Origin of the sequence: Methanosarcina sp. MSH10X1 (assembly GCF_004099695.1) — an archaeon.
Classification (GTDB): domain Archaea; phylum Halobacteriota; class Methanosarcinia; order Methanosarcinales; family Methanosarcinaceae; genus Methanosarcina.
In genome coordinates, this window is sequence record NZ_SCHL01000023.1 from 11,702 (window position 1) to 32,287 (window position 20,586).

A 20,586-nucleotide genomic window follows, 5' to 3' on the forward strand; every position below is an offset into this window, starting at 1 on the left:
GCCCTTCATTAAGAAAGGTTTATAAACAAAATGCAAAATCACTGTGCTAAAGACTCAGTGGTAGTTTACTTTAAATCAGCTAGATAGTTTATTCCTGGAGAATACGTCTTGTTTTTCTTAAGAAGCTTTTGCTCATATGCGGATTTAGTTGTTTTGGCGATATTTTTCCAGGTAAAAGTTTCAGCATATTTTTTAATTCTAGAACTATTCCAATTCTTATCTAAGGCTAATAATATAGTCTTTTCCAGTTCTGCTGAACTTGCAGGCTCACACAGTAAGCCATACTCTTCTGAGGCTATTATTTCAGGAATTCCCCCGACTTTCGTCCCTATAAACGGTTTTCCACACCCGATTGCTTCAAACATGACAATGGGATTTCCCTCACCCAGACTTGGAAGGACAAAGAAATCACTTGCGTTTATATAGATTGGAATCTCGTTGTCAGGAATCCATCCTACAAGTTTTACATAATCCTCAAGTTTGGAATTTTTAATTTGTTGCTCTAGAGTTTCTGACAGATAGCCTTTCCCTGCAATAATACAGTAAATATCGGATCTGGTTTTTGCAATATTGCCAATTGCTTCAATAAGATACTTATGACCTTTTATATCAATTAGGTTTGATATGTTAAAGATAACCTTTTTATTCATAGGTACTTTCAGCGTAGACCGGCATTCATCAGTATTCCTTGGGAAAAAGATAGCTGAATCGTAGCCGTTTGGAATTACAACTAATTTGTCAGAGTATTGTGGGAAAGTCTTTGAGATAAATTCTCTCTGTCTATTTGAAACTAAAATCATCGTGTCTACGTTTTTTAAAACAAAGTTAAAAAAAAGTTTATACTTTTTCACGAATTCTTCTGTTCTTGAGTGATGAAATGTAACAATTAACTTCTTATCTACAATCTTTGATGCTATGGATGCCGTAACGGAGGAAACGAAGCTGAAGATTCCTCCCGATGTTTGATCATGGATTATCTCGTATTTTTTTCGATTGGATATTATCTCTAAGAATAATCCAAAAGTGCGCCGATAGACCTTCTCAAAGTTCGTGTTTTTTGAGTGAGCTTTGTTTGTGTAGTAATTATATAATAATATTTCGTTCTCCTCAACAGACAAATTTTCAATTAAGTTCTTGGTATGTGTAGAAACCCCACCTGAAGAAGCTACAGATCCACACATTAAAACTTTTACCATTTTGCCACCCCCGCTTTTTCCAAATATGTTGCCATTGACAGCATCATCCAAGCTGCTCCCCATCTCATATAGGGAATTCTGTTTGTGAAAACTCGGCTTTTCTGATAGAAGAAATATCCAGAATTACCCTGCATATTAGAGATTGTCCATTCCAGAATCTTTTTTGCAAATTCAAGGAATTCTGGATCAAATGTACTTAACTTACTAAACGTAATTATCCCCTGGGCTTGATTATGTATATCTATAGGGTACAGTTTGGGATATCGGTAATAGCACCTACCATTATCTAAAAACTGTTTTTTCCTGTAAAAATTTACACCTCTCTTAATTGAGTCTGTTAGCTGGTCCCGTTCTCTCGGCTCAGCAAAAGGAAGGTACTCGACCAGAGAATCTATTATAAAACCTTGATGGAAATCCGTTTGACGCCTTATCTTTCCACTTTTATATTTACTGTAGATCCAGCAACCATCTGCATCCTGGGTATGTATTATAAATTCAGAAAGTTTAGAAGCTATCTTTCTTATCTCAGCATCGTCAAATAGATGCATTAACCTGCACATAGCGGTAAGACCTTCGGCAGAAGCGTTTATTACTATTTTATTTTCACTTAAGACATCGTACTTCAGGTAATAATAACCATCATCGGTTTCTCCCAGCAAATATTCTATTAAGAAATCGTAGGCGCTTTTTCCGATATCTTTTAACTCCTTGTCCTTAAAAATTATGTAACTATCAACCATTGTTTTGATCACATTTGACGTTGTGATAACATCAGGTATATCCGGAGCTAGTATGCTTCCATCAAATCCCCTGTAATTAAAATAGTGTCCTGCCCAGCAATCAGACCCATACGTTTGTTTGAGAGACTTGCTTTTTAAAAGGTTGATACACTCAAATAAATCTTCTTTATAGCGCTGATCATTTGTCAAAGAATAGATTTTTGAAAATGATTGGGCAAAAAGGGATATCCCTTTTACGTCTAGCCCTTTTTCAATACCCATAATTGGCCTGATGTTTAAGATGGAGTACTTATTCAATTGAGTTACTAGTATCTCAAGTAGCTGAGAGTTCGAACAGAATTTGTTTACTATTTCACTGTTCAGTGCATCATAAGGGTCCCATCCATAGTACTCTTCGCTCTTTACCCAGTTATAAAGCGATCTCATGGAATTATCTACAAGTATATCGAAGGCCATAAGTTATCCCCCAGTTTAACTTATAACGCATTAATTGTTGCAGCTATCCTGCTGCTTGCATTTCCTTCCCCGAATCTGTTCCGGTGTTCCTGGGCCAAAGGCATAAATTCATTCACTGCTTCTACAATCTTATCTTTATTGGAACCAACTAGTACATTCCATCCATCTCTAATGGTCTCAATCCACTCTGTGTTCTCCCTGAGTGTTACACACGGGACTTTCAAAATATATGCTTCTTTCTGAACGCCTCCGGAGTCGGTCAGAATCATCTTAGCATGATTCATGAGTTTTATGAAATCAAAGAATCCCAGAGGTTTTGTTAACGTAACAGAGGAGCGTAAGCTCTCATATAAGCCGTAGCTCCTTAGCAATTTTTCAGTTCGTGGATGAACGGGGAAAATGATATTTCCGTCCAGTTCTTGAAAAGCCTCAATAATATTTCGAAGGTTCCCGATATTATCAGTATTACTTGCTCGGTGGATGGTAGCAACCAGATAATCCCTGTTCTTCAGGTTAAGATCCTTTAAGATTGAGGATTGGGTTTCTGCAATCTCCTTATTGAGAAGAAGAGAATCAACCATAACATCGCCGGTTAAATACACATTTTTAGTGATTCCTTCTTCTTTCAGGTTGTCAACGGCATTCTGAGTTGGGCAAAACAAGATGTCTGAGCAATGGTCTGTCAAAACGCGGTTGATTTCTTCGGGCATAGACCTGTCAAAACTCCTTAATCCGGATTCGACATGGGCGTTTTTTATTCCAAGCTTTGATGCTGCCAGAGCTCCTGCAAGTGTCGAGTTTGTGTCTCCATAAGTCAGCACAAGGTCCGGTTGTTCAATTTTAAGGACCTCTTCTAGTTTTCGAAGCATTTCTCCAGTTTGCTGACCATGTGAGCCTGAACCCACACCAAGATAGTAGTCAGGCTCAGGAATGCAGAGTTCCTCAAAGAATACCTTGTTCATCTCATAGTCATAATGCTGGCCAGTGTGAATCAAGCATTCTTCGTTAGTTTTTCTTAATTCTCTTGAAACCACAGAAGCTTTCACGAACTGAGGTCTAACGCCTACAACACTTGCGATTTTCATAATAGATCACCCTGCAGGGTGATGGAATTGCCATCTCTTTTAGAATATTTTTTCTGTTCTTTTATTTTGTTTAGACTATCTGGATAATTGCCAATGAAGGAAGCCAGAAATTTGGTAGCATCGATCTTGTCAGCCAGGAGCTTATCTCTTCTTTCTTTCCATTTGTTTTTCAGATCAGGTTGCTGAATAAGTTCTACTGCTTTCTCAATGGCTTTTTCAGGAGCATTGAAGCTGAAAATAAGATTGTACTTGTTCTCAAGTTCAATGAAATTGCCCATATCTCTCTTGCCTACAAAAGAGTTGAATCTGACAACTGGGGTTCCCAGGACTGCAGACTCGGTAGTAATTGTCTGGGTGTCAGCCACAACAAGTTTGGCATAATATAAGATATCGTGAATGCGAGATTTCGGGATTTTCAGCAAATACCTGTTAAAATCATCTGGCAATTTTATTTCAGACGAGATAAACACACGTGCATGCTTGCTCAGTTCATTAACCAGGAACCTTTTTTGATCAATGGAAAACCCATTTATTCCAAAATCATGTACGGCGTCAAATGCATTGAAGCGTAAAAGTACGTAATCTTCATCCTGACTTATTCCAAGGAAATCATAAATTTTTACATCCGGTACAAAATAATTTTTATGTAAATAGGCAATTTCTTTAAAGCTATTAAATTTGATGTGCTTTGGACCCAGGTCTATAGTAAACGACGAAGGAGTGAGAACTACATCTACAAAAGGCTTAAAGAGCATGAACTGAAAAGGTGTAGGTTCTGAATCGTTAAAAATTATGCATCTTTTACGTAGCAACTGTGATGTATACGCTGAGTAAACTCCCATTCCAACTAACAGATCCGGCTTTTTCTTCCGGAGAAAATGATATGCTGTTAGCACATTGAAGGGTAGATCTAAGATTTTTCCATATTTTGAATCAGGTACATTGGCGTATACAAAATACTCAAAACCCATCTCATCTAATAGGTGGACTGTATCTCCATAATTTCTTGCCAAAATAATGGCTTGATGCCCGCTACGTTCTAAAGATTTTATAACATTCTTATATAAGTGAACATGTGCTGGCGTATTTATAAAAAATGCAATTTTCAAAAGTATACCCCCTGCATTTTGCTCCCAAAATTTATATTTAAATATGTTTCTTCGAGATCATATCTTTCAAAATCGCTGCTAGGACCTCAAGGCCATGAGAAACCGGTTTTTTGGTAGAGCCGTCAACATCGTAACGGACTCCGATTTCAACTTCTTTTAGTCGGAGGCCGGCATTTCCAGCATCCGTAAGCATTTCGCTTTCTATTGCCATGCCCTGCGCATTGAAGCGAAATTTTTCAATTGTTGAAGCGGCAAAGGCGCGAAAACCACTCTGTGAATCCGTGATCTTGAGACCTGATTGTATGTTGGTAAACCTGTCCAGGATGGTCTGGCCTATTCGACGGTATGCAGGCGTGTTCTTTTCCAGACCATACAGGTATCGGCTGCCGTTGACCATTTCAGCCTCGCCTTCGACAATAGGAGCCACCAGTCTTGGGATCTCGGCAGGATTATGCTGGCCATCAGAATCCATTGTCACAATTATATCAGCACCCATAGTGAGTGCGGTTTCAAAGCCAGTTTTGAGAGCCCTTCCTTTTCCTTTGTTCACTTCGTGGACAATGACCTCGGCTCCGGCTTTCCTGGCAACGTCCGCTGTCCGGTCCGAACTGCCATCATCAACAACAATCACTTTGTCTGCGTATAATCTTGTAAGGTGAACCATGCTTCCTATGGAAATTTCTTCGTTATAAGCAGGAAGAATCACTGAAATTTGTTTGATAGCTGTCTGCATTTTGTGTGGATAATCATTCAAAGTTACACACTCAGGTTTGTCAATAATATTCGACTCTCCTCTCATATTCACACCCCAATTTGACTCTCAAGTGAAAGATACAGAATACGATATTTAATCCTTTCAATTTATTGAAATATAATTAGATAGAAATTCCAATAAGATAACATTTCATCAATGATGTTAGAATATCAAACTAGACTAATATTACGGCGGTGAAATTTAAAAAAAATAAATAAGTTCGGAGATAGAAATCTTTTCTAGTAAAAATATTGAATTGTGCCAGAGCTCACTGAAATAAAATTCTGTATAGGACTGAATAGCCTGAGAAACCTGTTTTTGCGGCAAAATCTATTGAACTGCTGGCAGTAGTCAGGAGAAAGAAGCAGGAAACCCCTAAGTTTTTAGTTTTGGGTAGTTCAAAAAAAGAACCAGACTCTCATGCACCTTATGAAAATAATTATGCCTATGTTAAATAATTAAACAATTTTTTGTAAAAAACAATTTAAACTGCATAGTTATATATTTTTCGTAAAAATAATAAAACCAGTCTATAAAGAGAAAAGCTTTTATAATTTGTTATATCTTACATCAATGATCTGTTATTAGAGTAATAATGGATCACTAGTTTACTTGAAGTATTAATGGATCACTAGTTTCTTGCAGTATTGAAGCAACCATTGTCATTGCTCACAGGAATCTTTATGCTAACAAGTGTTATCTCACCTATCATTTCCGCAACTCCCGGTCTTCCCGAGTACTGGAACATCGTTATTGCCGGGCTTTTGATACTTCTATCTCTTATGGAAGTCCTAGCTGCAACTCAAAAATGGAACAGAGATATTAACTGTTCTTTTAATATTGCAATCATTCCTTTAATTCTTAATTTTATTGGGATTATCATTTTTAAAGCTACAGAAGTTATCTAATTTAGATTCCCTAATATCCTTTCTAAGATCAACCGCCCAAATGTTTATGGATAACATGAAAATACAGTCTACAAATAAAAATCAAACTGATAGTGTATAATAAAATATAAACAAAAAAACGATAAAATAGTCTGCATTAAATTAAGAATTCTACAAAGCCTTTATCTGATGATAGTATAGATTGCTTCTTATTTTTTTTAGATAAGGAAGAAAGGGCACTTTTACAATCATATTTTTATAAAACTTTAAGTAAAAATGGAAGTTAGAAAATTCCTATAGAGTCAATATTTTATATTATTCAATAATGGTTAACACTTTCCTTTTTTGGCAAATTCTTGTTTTTAATTATGAAACGGTTCTTCAAATCAGGGCCTGATAGTAACCTTTCTTCTCCACAACTTCAACCGGAAGAGAAAAAAGTTCGGAAAGGTTTGCATCGGTCAGGATTTCCTGTTTTTTCCCGTCCATGAAAATTCTTCCGTCCTTTATAAGGATCACACGGTTGATTTCGGGAATTATGTCTTCAAGGGTATGAGTAACCAGAATAATATTTTTTCCCGAACCTGCGATTTTCCTAACACTCTCGCGGAAACCGTGAAGGGCTTTAAGGTCAAGGCTATTTGCAGGCTCGTCTAAAATAAGGGCTTGCGGGTTGTGCACAAGGGCTCTGCCTATAAGTACCCTTCTGGCTTCTCCCGAAGAGAGTTCGGACATGAGCCTGTCTGCAAGGTGGGAAATTTCAAGAAAGGCAAGTACTTCCCTTGATCTGGCTTCCATTTCAGGGGTAATTTTATGGTTGTAGTAAATTCCTATGCTGCTGAAAAATCCTGAGAGTACGACCTCGAGCACGCTGACCTGGCGGCAGTATATATGCTGAAGATCCCCGGATACTATCCCGAGTAATTTCCTGAGCTCAAAAACGTGCCAGGTCGCTTTGCCCATGATATTAAGAACAAGCCCGTCGGCTGCTGCAAGGGGATGATATTCCTTTGTAAAGGTCTTGATAAGGGAAGATTTGCCGGAGCCGTTAGGCCCGATAATTGCAACATGCTCCCCCTGCTCGATAGATAGGGAGATAGAGTCAAGGATTTTTCTCCCGCCCCTGACAACGGTTACGTTTTTTAGTTCCAGTAGGGAAGGGGAATCAGTCTTCCCTGGAAGGTGCATATTCTGAGCCATTTTTACCATCTATCCGAAAATCTGGGTTAATATCTTATAAATACTCGAAATCTAAGATTACACTCGGTTTTTCTATTAGCAAACAAACCTGTAGTTCCAATATAAAGATTTACATTTAACTCATGAAGAGATTATAAGCAAAGAAATTAATCGGAGGTAATAATTTTGAATATAGCTGTGAATGTAGCCGGTAACATGACCACGAATATAATTACGAATATAACCACGAATATACTTACGAATATAACCTGAAACAAACAGTATATCTAACCGTGAGTAAGAAACATGGAAAACTCTCGAAGATCTATTCTATTGATTTTCAAAGACTGGCTCAAAAAATTGGTTAATTTGTTGAAGAATTCCCTGAAACTACCCCGGATTAATAATAATAAAACATATAATTATAATTAATCTGTCCCGTTTTATGGACATTCCAGCTTATTCTATAAATCATTTCTAAAGATTGAATCATAAAAATAAATATAGTTGACTCATATTCTTTTTGAGTTTTTTAATTCCATTGTGTCCTTTTAAGGGCTTTCTCAAATCCTCTTTCTTATTTAATTTCTTAATAACACCTTTCTGAAAATTATTAGTCTCTATTTTAGTTTCTTGTATTTGTTTCTGGCGTTTATATAATCTTTTAACATAGTTTTGCTTCTACTGGATAACGGGGGATTCTGGGGGTTCTTTGTTGGAAGTTTGCAATACTCGAGGTTCATTCAGTTCCTACCTCTACGAGATACGCTTTATCATTCTTTTCTATGTAATCGGAGACTGGGCCTCTACGGTTTACGCCCTGCCTCAGGGCATGGAGTATAATCCGGTTCCTGCCATGATTCTGGAAAATTACGGGATTTACCACCTGTTACTTGTTAAGATAGGGTTTATCTTCCTGCTTTTTTACATAGCACCCATGATAAAAGCTTCAGCGGAAAGATGGGCTCTTACAAAACATATTATTGAATCTGTAGGTGTCTTTGTAACCGTGAATAATCTTATGGTTGTCTGGTACGGGAATAGCCTTTTACAGGTTCTCGGGCTTATCTGATTTTATCAGGCTCATACAACTGCCTGTTTTTCTTCTTTTTCCCAGGCTGGTATGAATCATCTTTATTATTTATCTGAACCTCTTTTCCGGGCGGTCTAATTTTCTTCTTATACCATCTGGGCCTCTCTGTCTTGACAGGGGCTCTGAATTTTTTCTTCCTGCCAACTGATTTTCTCTTTACTCCAGCTTTTCTTTCTTACCTGGTTTTTGCATAAAGGAAGCAGTCGTAATAATCTTCCCCTACCCTGTGGACTTTTTTCATAGTGCATTCTTTCTGGTACCCGCATTTCCGGGCCACACGCTCGCTTGCAAGATTCCGGGTATCCATAAGAATGATGATTCGCTGTAAATCCAGCATCTCAAACCCGAGCTTTTCAAGCTGTTTCACAGCCTCGGTTGCAATGCCCTTTCCCTGATAGTTCCTGTCAATGAAGTACCCGATTTCTCCTATCCAGGGCCTGTGCTGGTCGATCCTGATCCCGCAGGCTCCGACAAGTTTTCCGTAATAAAGAACAGAGTAGTTGTGTTCAAAATTAGCCCTTCTCTTGGCTTCATTAAGCTGCAGAAAATACCTTTCTTCTTCAAGCGTTTTTATGGGAAACTCAATGAATTCAAGGTCTGTATGTGAAATTATCTCAATGAAGCGTTCGGCATCAAAGAGTTCCTGAGGGCGGATTTTTACTTCAGGCATAAACAGAGATTGAATCTTCCCTATGAAAAACGTTTTCAGGCCCGGTTTTTATTTCTTTTCTTTTCTGTTTTATCTTCTGAAGGAAAGTTAAAAAAAGATCCAGATAATATATAAATAAAATATAAGTACACCTATAATTAAATAAAGGATTGTGGAACCCAATATCGTATCCAGGATCAGAGAAGACCTGACCCTGAATGTGGACGAGAAAACCAGAGCCAGTTTTTCCCGATTTTTTAAAGAAGAAGTACACTGCTATGGGGTAAGGTCTGCGCTTGTGGGAAAAATTGCGAAAGATTATTTTAAAGAAATCGAGTCCGAAGATCGGAAAACAGTCTTTGCCCTGTGCGAAGAACTTTTCAGGTCCGATTACTGCGAGGAAGCTTTTATCGCAGCCGAGTGGGCTTACCTGGTGAGAGAGAATTACTCTGAGACCGACTTCTTTACCTTTGAACGCTGGATTGAAAATTACGTTAACAACTGGGCGAAGTGTGACACCCTCTGCAACCATGCCGTGGGCTCTTTTATCGAGAAATTTCCGGCGTATGTGGAGAACCTCAAAGTCTGGGCCAGATCGGACAACAGATGGGTCCGACGGGCGGCGGCAGTGACCCTTATCCTGCCTGCCCGAAAAGGCAATTTCTTGAACGAGGTTTTTGAAATTTCCAACATCCTGCTCAGAGACCGGGACGATCTGGTGCAGAAAGGCTACGGCTGGATGCTCAAAGAAGCCAGCAAACCCCACCGGCAGGAAGTCTTCGAATACGTCATGAAAAACAAAAAAGAGATGCCCAGGACCGCACTCAGGTATGCAATCGAGAAGATGCCTCCGGATTTGAGAGCCAGAGCTATGGAGAAATGACCGGAAAACTTGAACCAGGCAACGGAAGCTTTACAGGAAACCTGAAAGATTAGATAATGTTACACGGATAACGAGTAGCACTTAAAGAGAGACAAATATCAGAAAAAGTCAGTGGTAGTGGGGAGTAAGAAACTTTCCCGACACAGTACCCCCATACTGTATCTTCGTTCCTTACTCCCGGATGTTCCCTTTTAATTCCTGTATCTTTGCCTGCAACTGAATTCTGCAGGAACTTTACTTCACTTACATATTTTTCCCTAGGTTACAATTAGAAGGATCTCTTCACAAGTATTTTGTTCTATTTATCCAGTTATGATACGAACTTAACATTTAAGTAACTTTTAATAGCATCGTTCTCCCCGACCGGGTTCTTTAAATAGCCCTTTTCTACTAGGCAGGTTGTCAGGTATCCCTATTTTCCATTTAATGAGATAAAATGTGAATGAGCAGGGAAAAGGTAAGAGAACGGGCTATTGAGAGTGTTATCCGATCAAGAAAAGTATTTTCTAGTTAATCTCAGAAAAGTAAATTTTTACATACTTTTCCCAGATTAAATCAGTGCAATTTTTCTAGAATTACCTGTAATCTATCTATTGGAAACTTTTTAGGCAATTGGTTAATACATCTCCGTATTGTTTATTGGCTAGCAAAGTTCATTAAAATAAGGGTTGAAAGTAATCGTCTCTGCCTGCACAAGCCTCACCTGGCCGAATTAAAAAGCAAGCTCCATTAAAACAAGGATTGAAACATTATCCCTACTCAATTTACAGTTCCATAAAAGTTACTAAAAACCATATAACTTCAAAACTTCTCTCAACAAACTTAATATACTGGTTACTTTTATTTTTATTCCAATTGAGTTATTAATTTGCTCCTGCATTTTTAGGCACAAGATGGAAGGGGAGCTTAATTTAAGCTTTTTATAATAATGCAAAAACTAGAGCTTTTACGAGCTTCAATAATAAACACGGATGGGAAAATGATAGAAAATATTTGGATAATAATTCCGAATATAATAGCGTCTTATATGGTCATGATCAATAAAGCATTTTATGCCAACGTGATCTACTGCTTCGGTTACCTTCTATTCATCTGGCATAATTATAATTCTGGTGACAGCTCACAAATGATCTATTTCACAATTTTAGAAGTAATGTCAATTGTTGGGGTCTTTCTATATTTATATACGACTAGAAAAGCGACCAGAATTGATAAGACGAAAAGCAGTAATGGGTGATCCGGGGCCAGGTGAGAGTACTGCAGCAGCCTATCTCTCACGCCCTGTAAACAAAAAGGAATTTACTGATTATTTCACGAGTTCGCGAGAGGAAATAAAGATTATGAGCAAGACCCATTAAGACAAAAGTTTGAACACCGCACAGATCTGTTGTCGCGCGGTTCAATGCCTGCCCTCAAAAAATAAAAATGAACGTTTTTTATTTCACATATTAATTTTTGATCTATTATCCGTAATATATTGTAGCACGTTTTTAACTGAAATAACCTTCTTTTTATTTTTCAGGTTTATTCCGTAGTCACTCCGTCGAATTCGGCTTCATTGGCTTCGGCTTCTTCTTTCGTGGCGCGCACGATTCCGTCTTTGTGATGTGCCGGCGAATAGATCGTATACATTTTCAGTTCTTCTGTTTCCGAAGTGTTGATAATATTGTGCTGCGCGCCGGCTGGCACAACTATTGCTATTCCGTCACTGAGTTCGTATTCGTTGCCGTCGATGACGCACTTGCCCTGCCCGGCTTCAAAACGGAAAAACTGGTCGTTTTCCTCATGCACTTCCATCCCGATATCTTCCCCGGGCCTGAGGCTCATGAGTACTAGCTGGCTGTACTTTGAGGTGTAAAGCACCTTACGGAAATTGTCATTTTCCAGAGTGGCGTCTTCGATATTGATATGGTATCCTTTCATACGTTTTAATTCATGGATACTGGTATATAAAGTTACTCGATAACTGTTTCAACTTAACTAAATATAGGGATCTTCAACTCTCAAATCCTAAAGCTTTAATAATATCAGAAATCGGAACAGTTAAATCAAAATTGAAACTGTTCCGAGAACATAAAAATAGGCAGAAGCGAAAAAAAGAGCGAAAATAATCGGCTGATGAATAATAAAGTTAATATTTATAAAGTAGAATTACTAATAAAACTTTTTAAGGCAATTTCAAATCAAAAAATGGATTCCGTTAAAATTGAAATTAAAATTAAACTTCTTTACAACGCTCCCTGTAAAAAAGCAGTAATTTAAGAGAAATTGAATCGTATCGAAACCCTTAAAAGATGATGTTATGATTATGTGAGCTTGATGCCGCAGAAAAATAAAAAGGAGTAGGTAAAATGTCACCGATTGAAGTTCAGATGTCAATATGTACCTTATTTATCTCAAGTATATCTGTTATAATGTTATTCTTTGTCTATAAGTTCTTCACATGGCAGAGTTCTAAGTACGGACAGAGAATTCCCTTTATAGGTTCATTGGACCGGGCTATATACCAGCTGTCGGGTAGGAAAAAACTGCACTAAAAAGAGACTAATAGGTTAAATGAGTATAAAAGCCAGATGACTGTGGAGATGAAGATAAACAGGATAAGAAAGTATGGGAACAAGCACGGAATATTGCCCTTATATTTATACCAACTTTAAGTGAAACCGGATGCAAACCAGAATGTAAACCAGTATAAATCCCAATGCAAATTAAATTTTAAGATTAACGAAAAATGAAATACGAGCTGAAAATTTAATAGCTTTAATTTTTTTTACAATAAACTTAATATACTTGTGCATACTATTTTTATTTATAATAATTTATTTTAATGCCATGCTTTTTTATCATGGGAAATGATAAAATATCTGATTTAATTTTTTCTTGATAACTTATATCTATAGTTCACAGCTTAGCGTTTTACAGATTTGAAACGCTAGAATCCACAACCTGGAAAATTATTTCAAAAACAATATTAATTAAAAAAGGATGTGAGAAGTTTGGATACACGAAAAATGAAAACTCTGGTTCGAAAATTCAATATCTGTATTGAAATGAATAAAGATTATCAGGCCTATTCAGATTTTAAGGAAGGGGTTAACAAAGGCCTGGATCTCGCCAAGTGCAGTTTCGAGGAGAATCTGGAAAAACTTTCTTTATCCTTCCCGGATGATGATCAGGTTGAAGGGGTAAGAATCCTGGAAAATGACTTTAACCAGTTTTTAGACGGGATCACCCTGTCAAAAACGCCTAACTGCTCGGAGGAGCGCTTGGATGGGGTACACACCGGATTCGAAAGATCTAAAAAAATATTTAAAGAATTTATAAAGGAATCATTTTTCCCGATGAACACATAAAAGTCTAGAGCTTCTTGAGCCCGGAAGCTCTGTTCTTTTTATGTAGTTTAAAAGCTCCACTTTTATGAATACAAACCCTCTATGCTTTTTTGTCAATTTTAATAATCCACCATTTTAGCGAGCCTGAAACCTCTGATGTTAAAAAGGGTTCAAATTGTCGTGCTTTTGAACCTATAAAGGTGAAAAAAGAAAGAAAACATTAAGTATAAAGTTATTTAGTTCGATACAAAGTTATTTAGTCCAGAAAATTATACGGCTGAAACCGATCCACAGGCAAGATCCTTTAAAATAAAGATTTGAATTCTTCTGGCAGGAAAGTCCAGTCTACTTATAAAGATTTGAAAGTAGGAACAATTCCAAGAAGAATCGAAAGCTAAACAAAATGAATATATAAAATGGAATATATAATCTCCTGTGCACATCTGGATAAATCCGAATTTTTTCATTCATAAGGGGGGAATTTATGGACGAGAAAGAAGATCAGACAATGTTTGGGGTCTGTCCGAATTGCGGAAAGCCGTTCAGGATAGAATCAAAAAGTGGCGGGGAAGACTGGCGTTATTGCGCAGACGTCTGCATAAACCCTGCAGCAATACCGGCAGGGGCAAGGCTACAGCCCGATCAGGCTACCTTACGCTTCGTAGACGGAAATATGAATGAGTATATGCGAGACGAATATATCAAAGTTCATGGCATTGATCCTCTGCCTATCTGGAAAGCAATGGAAAAATGGCGTGAAGAGCAGATGAAAAAGTGGAAGATGTAACTCTCCATATTTTATTTTGAGTTATTCTACTTTCCCACTTTCTATTTATTTTGCTTTTACCCGGTTCTATTCTTTTTTCCATTTTGATTTTTTAGCCTTTGGTTTCTAGTTTTTTATTCTTTCGAATTTATTCCTTTTTATGTTTTGCGTCCTCTTTATTTCTTTATTTTTCTATCAGTTTTAATTTTCCACTCTATCTCTCCTTTCTTATTATAGCACTCGACGAATTAAATGAATTGATCGATTCGAAATAAAATATATATAATATATCAATTAATTATCTGGAAGCATGTTAATTTAATCAAGGGTTAAAACTTCCTTTTACGGCGTAGATAATTTTTTTTAGTTTTTAAGATTGGGAGAGGGTAGATTGGATGAACAAAAAGCTAAAGATGCAATTGGTATGTTCAGTAAGCTGATTGAGAGGAACAAGGACAGGCAACCTTATTCTGATTATAAAGAAGGAATAAACCATGGGCTCGAAATAGCCAAGGATGCTTTTGAGGAGAACGCGGAAAAATTTGTTTATTCCAATTCAAGTAATTCGAATGAAGACAGGGATGCGAAGATAAAAAGTTTACAGGATAGATTTGAAATGCTTTTAGACACGACTGTTGTCGAAAAACCGCGTTATACCAGAGGCCATTTAGAAGGAATAGACCGGGGATTCGAAAAATCTAAAATGCTATTTGCAGAATTTATAAAAAATTTTGTATGAGTAAGGGTCAAAATTAATAATTCATTTCTGACTTCTATTATTTATTGACTATTCATTATTATATATTGACTCAATTTATTAATTTTTAATTAATTCTTTTATTAACTATTGTTATCTCTCCTATCATTGATTACTTTCTTCTCTAATTATTAATTACTTTTTTCCGTTAATTATTAATTACTTTGAAAGTAGCTGCTTCATTTTTTCTCTAACTGAAACCAGGGGTTTTCAGTAGTATAATAATGCGCTGTATGTGCTCATCCATAAATATTATCTTTTTTCGCAGCTTCCGTGAGATACATCGTTCTTTCACAATGTAATCATTTCATTATGCTTTTGCGTTACTGTATACTGTTTCAATAAACCTTAATTGCCATATTTTAAACTGAACATTATATCTATTGACAACGTTAATTTTTTGCTAGCAGCATGCATTTTTTTATTGACAGTGTAATACCTCTGCTTTTAACAATACATTCTTCAGCTGGTTTAATTAAGCTTACTGGCATGAATTTTATTTGCTGACCAGATGAAGATCTGTTGGTGTCGAATGCTGATTCTTTATAATGAAGTGAGCTCATCTATTGTCGTTTAAAGCCACTCCGCGGATTTCTAATAGTTCGGATAATCTATTTAAAGCGTACTTCTTTTCGCCTATCATAATTTCCAATTTATTAACTTCGGCCTCTAACTGCGCGATTTCTATTTTTAACTGTAATATCTGCTCTTTAATAAGATCATTACTTTGCATCATATCCGCCCAATAATTGTGTATTAACCCCTTAACTCAATGCTATTGCTTATGTATAAATCAATGCTTTTTCACTTTTTAGATATTCATGTTACTGTAATGGGTATTCGCTTCACTTATTGTACTGTCACCACTGCACTCTTCAGCTGGCAATTTTATGCTGTCATTACGGTATTCTACTTCCATTATCAATTCTGTTTTTATTATCTACTTATCTGCCCGCAGTTGCGCAATCCAAAAATCCCCTTTTATTACTAGATTCGCGGGTACGGTCTGCTGAAGCAGGAGCTGAGACCGTCTACTGTTAATCTTTAATCAACATTTTTCCTTTTTAAACCGATACTGTCAATATGTATAATTCTCTTTATGAAATGTGCCTTCTAACGGATAGATATATGTACTATTTGAAAACAAAATCCACTAAAATAAGATTTAAAATGCCTTAATCAGGAGCGAGCTGCCTTATCTCTTTAAATAATTAAAAATAAAGCTCATTAATAGGACATTGAAGCCGTTCAGCTTCAAGAGACATCAAAACTACATGCAGGAGAAATCACGTGCTTCGAAGCTATTTATTCAAAAGGCAGATCCATTGCAGCAGGGACAAAAGACCCCTGCTGTTTGCCCGGACGTATGGAATTGAAATATACGTTCGAATTGTCAAAGTAAGAGCGATCTGAGACTTATAAACGGATGGATTTACCGGTTTGAAAGCCTTATGACAGACGGAGATAGAAATGGCAGTAGTTGAAACGACCGAGAGATTGGGGCGTAGCCTTGGCTTTTTCTCGACTTTCGCAATCGGTACCGGTACAATGATTGGTGCCGGGATATTTATTCTTCCGGGAATTGCTTTAGCAGGTGCGGGTTCCGGAGCAATAATCTCATTTCTGATAGGCGGGCTTATCTCAATAGCCACAGCCATCAGTATGGCAGAACTGGCGACAGGCATGCCTATGGCAGGCGGCAGCTATTACTATATCAGCAGAACAATGGGAGCTGCACTTGGCGCAGTAATCGGCCTCGGTTCCTGGCTAGCCTTAATTTTCAAAGGCACGTTTGCACTCATCGGACTTGCAGAATATTTCCAAATCTTCTATCCCCTGCCTCTTTATTTCGTAGCAGCTGCTACAGGTGTGATGCTTTTAGTGATTAACTATCGTGGGGCAAAAAGTAGTGGTTCGCTGCAGAATTTCATTGTAGTTTTCCTGCTTGTAATCCTGGCTCTTTTCATAACCAGAGTGTCTTTTGTGGTTGATCCGGCTAACTTTTCATCTGCCACATCTCATGGAGTCGCTTCGATAATTACAACAGCGGGGGTGATTTTTATTTCCTATCTGGGACTTGCAGAGACTGCTGCAGTCTCCGAGGAAGTAAAAAACCCTTCAAGGAACCTGCCCATGGCGTTTATTGCTTCAGCAGTTGTAGTAACCTTATTTTATGTTGGAATAATGGCAGTAATTGTCGGATTCTCTGATCCTCGGGGAGCCGGGACATCAGTCACTCCCCTGGCAGATATTGCAGGCGTGATGACAGGCGAATCCGGAAGAATCGCAATCTCTCTGGGCGCGCTGCTTGCAACGCTTTCCACAGCCAACGGGGCTATACTCTCGTCTTCACGTTTTCCTTTTGCCATGAGCAGGGATGCGCTTATGCCTGGATGGTTTGTTCTGATCCATCAAAAGTTCGAGACTCCTCACAATGCTATACTGGTAACAGGTACGGTAATGGTCCTGCTTTTGTTCCTGTTCGATATCGAGGAACTTGCAAGATTGGGTGGGGCTTTTAACATTTTAATATTTATTCTATTAAATATGGCAGTGATTATCCTTAGAAAAAGAAGACTGCCTGGATATGAGCCCACATTCCGCGACCCGTTTTTCCCTTATACGCAAATCTTCGGGGTAGTCGGGAGCATAATACTGCTGCCTTTGCTTGGAGGACTACCTCTTTTTTTCACCGTAATGATGATTTTTGCTGGAGTAGGCTGGTATTCATTCTACGGAAGGGGCAAAGCCGTGCCAGAATACAATTTATTCGATCTGCTGGAAGATACTGTCGAAAAAAAGGATGTCGAGCCTGTCTCCCTGGTTAAGGTGCTCGTGCCGATTTCCAACCCGAAACATGAGCGCGACCTTTTGAAACTGGCAGATTTCATGGGAAGCGAGATGGTTTGTCTCCATGTCATTGAGGTTCCGAGGCAGACAACCTTAAAGTTAGCTCAGGAAGCCTATCACGATAGAAAGATCGAGATGGACTCCCATTTCAAGGAGGAATTTGATAATTATCCTGCAGTCCTCGGGCATAAAAGGGAATATATCATTGCCTTTGACCACAACATATCGAGTTCAATCCTTGAGCAGGCTGAGCTCGAAAACGTAGATATGATCATTATGGGATGGCATGAATCAAAAAGATTCCAGTATTCACTCGGGGTAACAAATGATATTCTCCAATCTTCGAAAAGTCCGATTGCTTTATTAAAGGGGCATCTGCCTGACAGAATAAATAAAATCCTTGTAGGATATAATGGAAGAGAAAATTCGGTTTACGGCCTCTATCTTGCAGAAAAGCTGGCTACGAATACAGGAGCCGGAATTGAAATTCTGAGCATCGTTAGCCCTGATGAATCTCCGGAAACAAGGCAGAAACTTACTGATGAACTTGAGAGGCTTATTGAGAAAATAAGTTCAGTATCTGTTAGCTTCAGAATACTGGAAAAGTATTCCATAGAAGATGCGCTGCTCGAGGCTTCAAATAACAGTGACCTGACAATCATTGGCGATTCAAGTGAAAGATTTAAGATTTCTTTACTTGGCACTTTATCACATAGGGTTGCCAGACATTCCAGGAAACCTATAGTGATAGTCAAAAAATCAAAGCCGATTTCTAAAGAAAGTTTTAACTATCTTGTTAAAAAATCCTTCCGCAGAATATATGCCGGACCGCTGACGAAAAAAGGTCAAAGTAAAAAGTTAAAACCGGAATAATCTTGATAGTGATATATGGAAGGCAGTTGGACGCTTTTATTTAATACTAAAGGATTCTTCGTTTCTGAATGCGCGGTTTCGGGAAATCCGACTCTGTAACCGGGCCGGTTTCCCGCCGTCAGGATCTATACTGCCTGCCTCAGGAACTCGGAATAGGGCGTGCACATGTGTTGCGCCGCTCTCCTGGCAGAAAAATGGCTATAAATTTTATGCTCGTATGCCCTTAAATGGTCAAATCGCTGATAATTGTCAGCGGGACTCCAGGCTGCTTATAAGTCGTAGTCCCCGATGAACTGGAACCTGGAGTTCCAAGCCCCGCAGAAACATAAATCAGAATATGGCTTACTGTAAATTTTATCACACTGTGCCCCCTCTCGTCTGCCCTTTCCTTTTTAGAGCTCTGGGTTTTAGTTACAAAGTTGAGCTATATATGATATAAGATTAATATAACATTATAGGCAAAAGCTTATAAAAATAATTGAAACAGTTTATTAATGAGCTTTTGTTTTTTGAGTGCGCAGTCCTGATGGACAATGCATATTTGAGAGGGGGAATCTAATGTCAGTTAAAATAGAATGGCAAATCTTTACAGCCGAGACCCGAAGAGACGGCACCTGGAGCTCGAACAGTCCTGCACTCGCGGAACTGCTCAACGCAATCGCAGGCCCGGAAAAAATTAAGGAGCCTGCTCAGGATATTGAACTCGCTATGGCCCATCTGGCTATTAAAGGGCTGCCCTACTTCGAAATAACCAGGGTAAACTCCGGAAACAGCAGGGGGAAAAACAGCACCAAAAAATACTCAGGAGCTCTCTGTTAGCGTAAGCCTGCAGGTAATATCCGCTAAAAACAATTCACTCATGTAAAGCCCGGATACAATCTGTAGAAAATGTGTTATTTCAGTTATCTTTATGCGCTCAGAATATTAATAAAAACTAAATATTGTGGTGCTTGTTTTAAATTATTATTTATTTTTTATAGTTTCTCAATCTGGTTAAATCGATAAAAGAAATTGGGCCGGGTTATACACTAAAATCCAGTTTAATTCTTGATATCTTTTGCTTTTTTTGTAATTTAGTTTATTCTCAATCCTGAGACGGATGCGAACACAGGGCATTTCTTAAACCAGCATTGAAAATACCGTCAATACTGATTCCTCGTTGTTTGTACAAATCCTTTTAAAATGGTCTCCCATACTTAAATGGGGGTAATAAATGCCGTACAGGTGTAATTCCGAACTTCCGGAAACGGTTAAGGAGAACCTGCCGGAACACGGGCAGGATATCTACAGGGAAGCTTTCAATAGCGCCTGGGAAGAGTATAAAGAGCCTTCCGAACGACGGGGAGATGCCACAAGGGAAGAGACTGCTCACAGGGTCGCCTGGAGCGCAGTCAAGAGAGTCTACGAGAAGGATTCGAAAGGAAACTGGGTAAAAAAGGATTAAAATCTTGATTTTTAAAGTTATGCTGTTTCTTTTCTAAATTCTTCTTTGGATTCTTTTTTGAACATTTTTTTGAATTTTTTGAATACCTTCCTGAATACTTTTTTTGAATATCTTTCTGAATACTTTTTTTGAATACTTTTCTAAATTTTTTTCTGTTTTGTGAGGGCTTTGCCCACGTCAACAATGGATAAAGTAATTTGAGGACTCTGCAAGTTTTTAATGTATTTCTCCGCAACCATCTTTTATAAAAAGTTAATCGAAAATTACTGTGCTAAAGTGTTTAGGGTACCGATTTTTTAAAGACCTGAAGCTTGAGGGATACAGGTTAGGAGATAGGGATATGGAGTGAAAGGCAACAGAACCTCTTATATATTCGGACAAAGTATTTAATATATGCAGGAAGGTATCAAAAATGGGTATGTTATCCTTCATAATACGCCGCAAATGTAAATACCGTACTTCATGTTCGCATTTCCAGAAAGGAGGTAAATACTGCGAAGGATCGGATTACTGTAAGTGCGGGCTATTTTTGA

Annotated in this window: 20 protein-coding genes; 11 read left to right on the forward strand and 9 right to left on the reverse strand. The window is 38.0% G+C overall.

Translation table 11 applies throughout. The features are described from left to right. Positions 1–65: 65 nt before the first annotated feature. The 5 genes from EQO05_RS13525 to EQO05_RS13545 are packed head-to-tail and all read right to left on the reverse strand — an operon-like array spanning position 66 to position 5,385. A complete protein-coding gene (locus EQO05_RS13525; protein WP_240664702.1) occupies positions 66–1,247 on the reverse strand; it encodes a glycosyltransferase in 1,182 nt (393 codons plus the stop codon). Continuing rightward, positions 1,190–2,392, reverse strand: a complete 1,203-nt coding sequence (locus EQO05_RS13530; RefSeq protein ID WP_128507371.1) for a hypothetical protein — start codon at positions 2,390–2,392, stop codon at positions 1,190–1,192. Before EQO05_RS13530 ends, EQO05_RS13525 begins: the two co-directional genes overlap by 58 nt. A 20-nt stretch (positions 2,393–2,412) precedes the next feature. Beyond that, complete coding sequence (gene wecB / locus EQO05_RS13535; RefSeq protein ID WP_128507373.1) at positions 2,413–3,477, reverse strand: non-hydrolyzing UDP-N-acetylglucosamine 2-epimerase; 1,065 nt, start codon at positions 3,475–3,477, stop codon at positions 2,413–2,415. Further along, positions 3,474–4,586 carry a DUF354 domain-containing protein gene (locus tag EQO05_RS13540; protein ID WP_128507375.1) on the reverse strand — a complete coding sequence of 371 codons (1,113 nt, stop codon included), beginning with the start codon at positions 4,584–4,586 and terminating at the stop codon, positions 3,474–3,476. Before EQO05_RS13540 ends, wecB begins: the two co-directional genes overlap by 4 nt. A gap of 37 nt (positions 4,587–4,623) precedes the next feature. Continuing rightward, positions 4,624–5,385 carry a glycosyltransferase family 2 protein gene (locus tag EQO05_RS13545; protein WP_240664704.1) on the reverse strand — a complete coding sequence of 254 codons (762 nt, stop codon included), beginning with the start codon at positions 5,383–5,385 and terminating at the stop codon, positions 4,624–4,626. 638 nt (positions 5,386–6,023) lie between these two features. On the opposite strand from EQO05_RS13545, the gene EQO05_RS13550 reads away from it, so the two are divergent. Continuing rightward, the gene (locus EQO05_RS13550) at positions 6,024–6,248 is read left to right on the forward strand and encodes a hypothetical protein (protein ID WP_240664706.1); all 225 of its coding nucleotides are present in this window, start codon (positions 6,024–6,026) and stop codon (positions 6,246–6,248) included. Positions 6,249–6,608: 360 nt separating this feature from the next. Here EQO05_RS13550 and EQO05_RS13555 read toward each other — a convergent pair whose 3' ends face one another. Continuing rightward, positions 6,609–7,436 (reverse strand): ABC transporter ATP-binding protein, encoded by an 828-nt coding sequence (locus EQO05_RS13555; RefSeq protein ID WP_128507377.1) that lies wholly within the window; start codon positions 7,434–7,436, stop codon positions 6,609–6,611. 685 nt (positions 7,437–8,121) lie between these two features. Here EQO05_RS13555 and EQO05_RS13560 point away from each other — a divergent pair. Beyond that, positions 8,122–8,478 carry a hypothetical protein gene (locus EQO05_RS13560; protein ID WP_128507379.1) on the forward strand — a complete coding sequence of 119 codons (357 nt, stop codon included), beginning with the start codon at positions 8,122–8,124 and terminating at the stop codon, positions 8,476–8,478. 196 nt (positions 8,479–8,674) lie between these two features. On the opposite strand, the gene EQO05_RS13565 is transcribed toward EQO05_RS13560, so the two are convergent. Continuing rightward, entirely contained in the window at positions 8,675–9,169 is a 495-nt protein-coding gene (locus EQO05_RS13565) for a GNAT family N-acetyltransferase (RefSeq protein WP_128507381.1), read from the reverse strand. 151 nt (positions 9,170–9,320) lie between these two features. On the opposite strand from EQO05_RS13565, the gene EQO05_RS13570 reads away from it, so the two are divergent. Next, on the forward strand, positions 9,321–10,031 hold the full coding sequence (locus EQO05_RS13570; RefSeq protein WP_128507383.1) for a DNA alkylation repair protein: 711 nt from the start codon (positions 9,321–9,323) through the stop codon (positions 10,029–10,031). 1,229 nt (positions 10,032–11,260) lie between these two features. Then, the gene (locus EQO05_RS16150; protein WP_255420862.1) at positions 11,261–11,389 is read left to right on the forward strand and encodes a hypothetical protein; all 129 of its coding nucleotides are present in this window, start codon (positions 11,261–11,263) and stop codon (positions 11,387–11,389) included. 166 nt (positions 11,390–11,555) lie between these two features. Here the strand turns inward: EQO05_RS16150 and EQO05_RS13575 are convergent, their stop codons facing one another. Beyond that, on the reverse strand, positions 11,556–11,954 hold the full coding sequence (locus tag EQO05_RS13575) for a cupin domain-containing protein (RefSeq protein WP_128507384.1): 399 nt from the start codon (positions 11,952–11,954) through the stop codon (positions 11,556–11,558). Positions 11,955–13,081: 1,127 nt separating this feature from the next. Between EQO05_RS13575 and EQO05_RS13580 the strand changes: the two genes are divergently transcribed. The 5 genes from EQO05_RS13580 to EQO05_RS15645 all read left to right on the forward strand — a co-directional run bounded on the left by EQO05_RS13580 (position 13,082) and on the right by EQO05_RS15645 (position 18,836). Continuing rightward, on the forward strand, positions 13,082–13,384 hold the full coding sequence (locus tag EQO05_RS13580; protein WP_240664707.1) for a hypothetical protein: 303 nt from the start codon (positions 13,082–13,084) through the stop codon (positions 13,382–13,384). 463 nt (positions 13,385–13,847) lie between these two features. Next, a complete protein-coding gene (locus EQO05_RS13585; RefSeq protein ID WP_128507386.1) occupies positions 13,848–14,150 on the forward strand; it encodes a hypothetical protein in 303 nt (100 codons plus the stop codon). A gap of 370 nt (positions 14,151–14,520) precedes the next feature. Next, positions 14,521–14,868, forward strand: coding sequence for a hypothetical protein (locus tag EQO05_RS13590; protein WP_128507388.1), 348 nt, complete (start codon positions 14,521–14,523; stop codon positions 14,866–14,868). Between the two features lie 1,488 nt (positions 14,869–16,356). Further along, the gene (locus EQO05_RS13595) at positions 16,357–18,609 is read left to right on the forward strand and encodes an amino acid permease (RefSeq protein ID WP_128507390.1); all 2,253 of its coding nucleotides are present in this window, start codon (positions 16,357–16,359) and stop codon (positions 18,607–18,609) included. A 68-nt stretch (positions 18,610–18,677) separates the two neighbouring features. Beyond that, positions 18,678–18,836: a hypothetical protein gene (locus tag EQO05_RS15645; RefSeq protein WP_164888562.1), complete on the forward strand. Its 159-nt coding sequence runs from the start codon at positions 18,678–18,680 to the stop codon at positions 18,834–18,836. Here the strand turns inward: EQO05_RS15645 and EQO05_RS15650 are convergent. After that, positions 18,833–18,970 (reverse strand): hypothetical protein, encoded by a 138-nt coding sequence (locus EQO05_RS15650; RefSeq protein WP_164888563.1) that lies wholly within the window; start codon positions 18,968–18,970, stop codon positions 18,833–18,835. The two genes, EQO05_RS15645 and EQO05_RS15650, sit on opposite strands and share 4 nt — an antisense overlap. Positions 18,971–19,167: 197 nt before the next feature. Here EQO05_RS15650 and EQO05_RS13600 point away from each other — a divergent pair, with 197 nt between their 5' ends. Together EQO05_RS13600 and EQO05_RS13605 are read left to right on the forward strand one after the other, a co-directional pair. Continuing rightward, positions 19,168–19,428, forward strand: a complete 261-nt coding sequence (locus tag EQO05_RS13600) for a hypothetical protein (protein WP_128507391.1) — start codon at positions 19,168–19,170, stop codon at positions 19,426–19,428. Positions 19,429–19,822: 394 nt separating this feature from the next. Beyond that, positions 19,823–20,053 carry a ChaB family protein gene (locus EQO05_RS13605; protein WP_128507393.1) on the forward strand — a complete coding sequence of 77 codons (231 nt, stop codon included), beginning with the start codon at positions 19,823–19,825 and terminating at the stop codon, positions 20,051–20,053. Positions 20,054–20,586 lie beyond the last annotated feature (533 nt).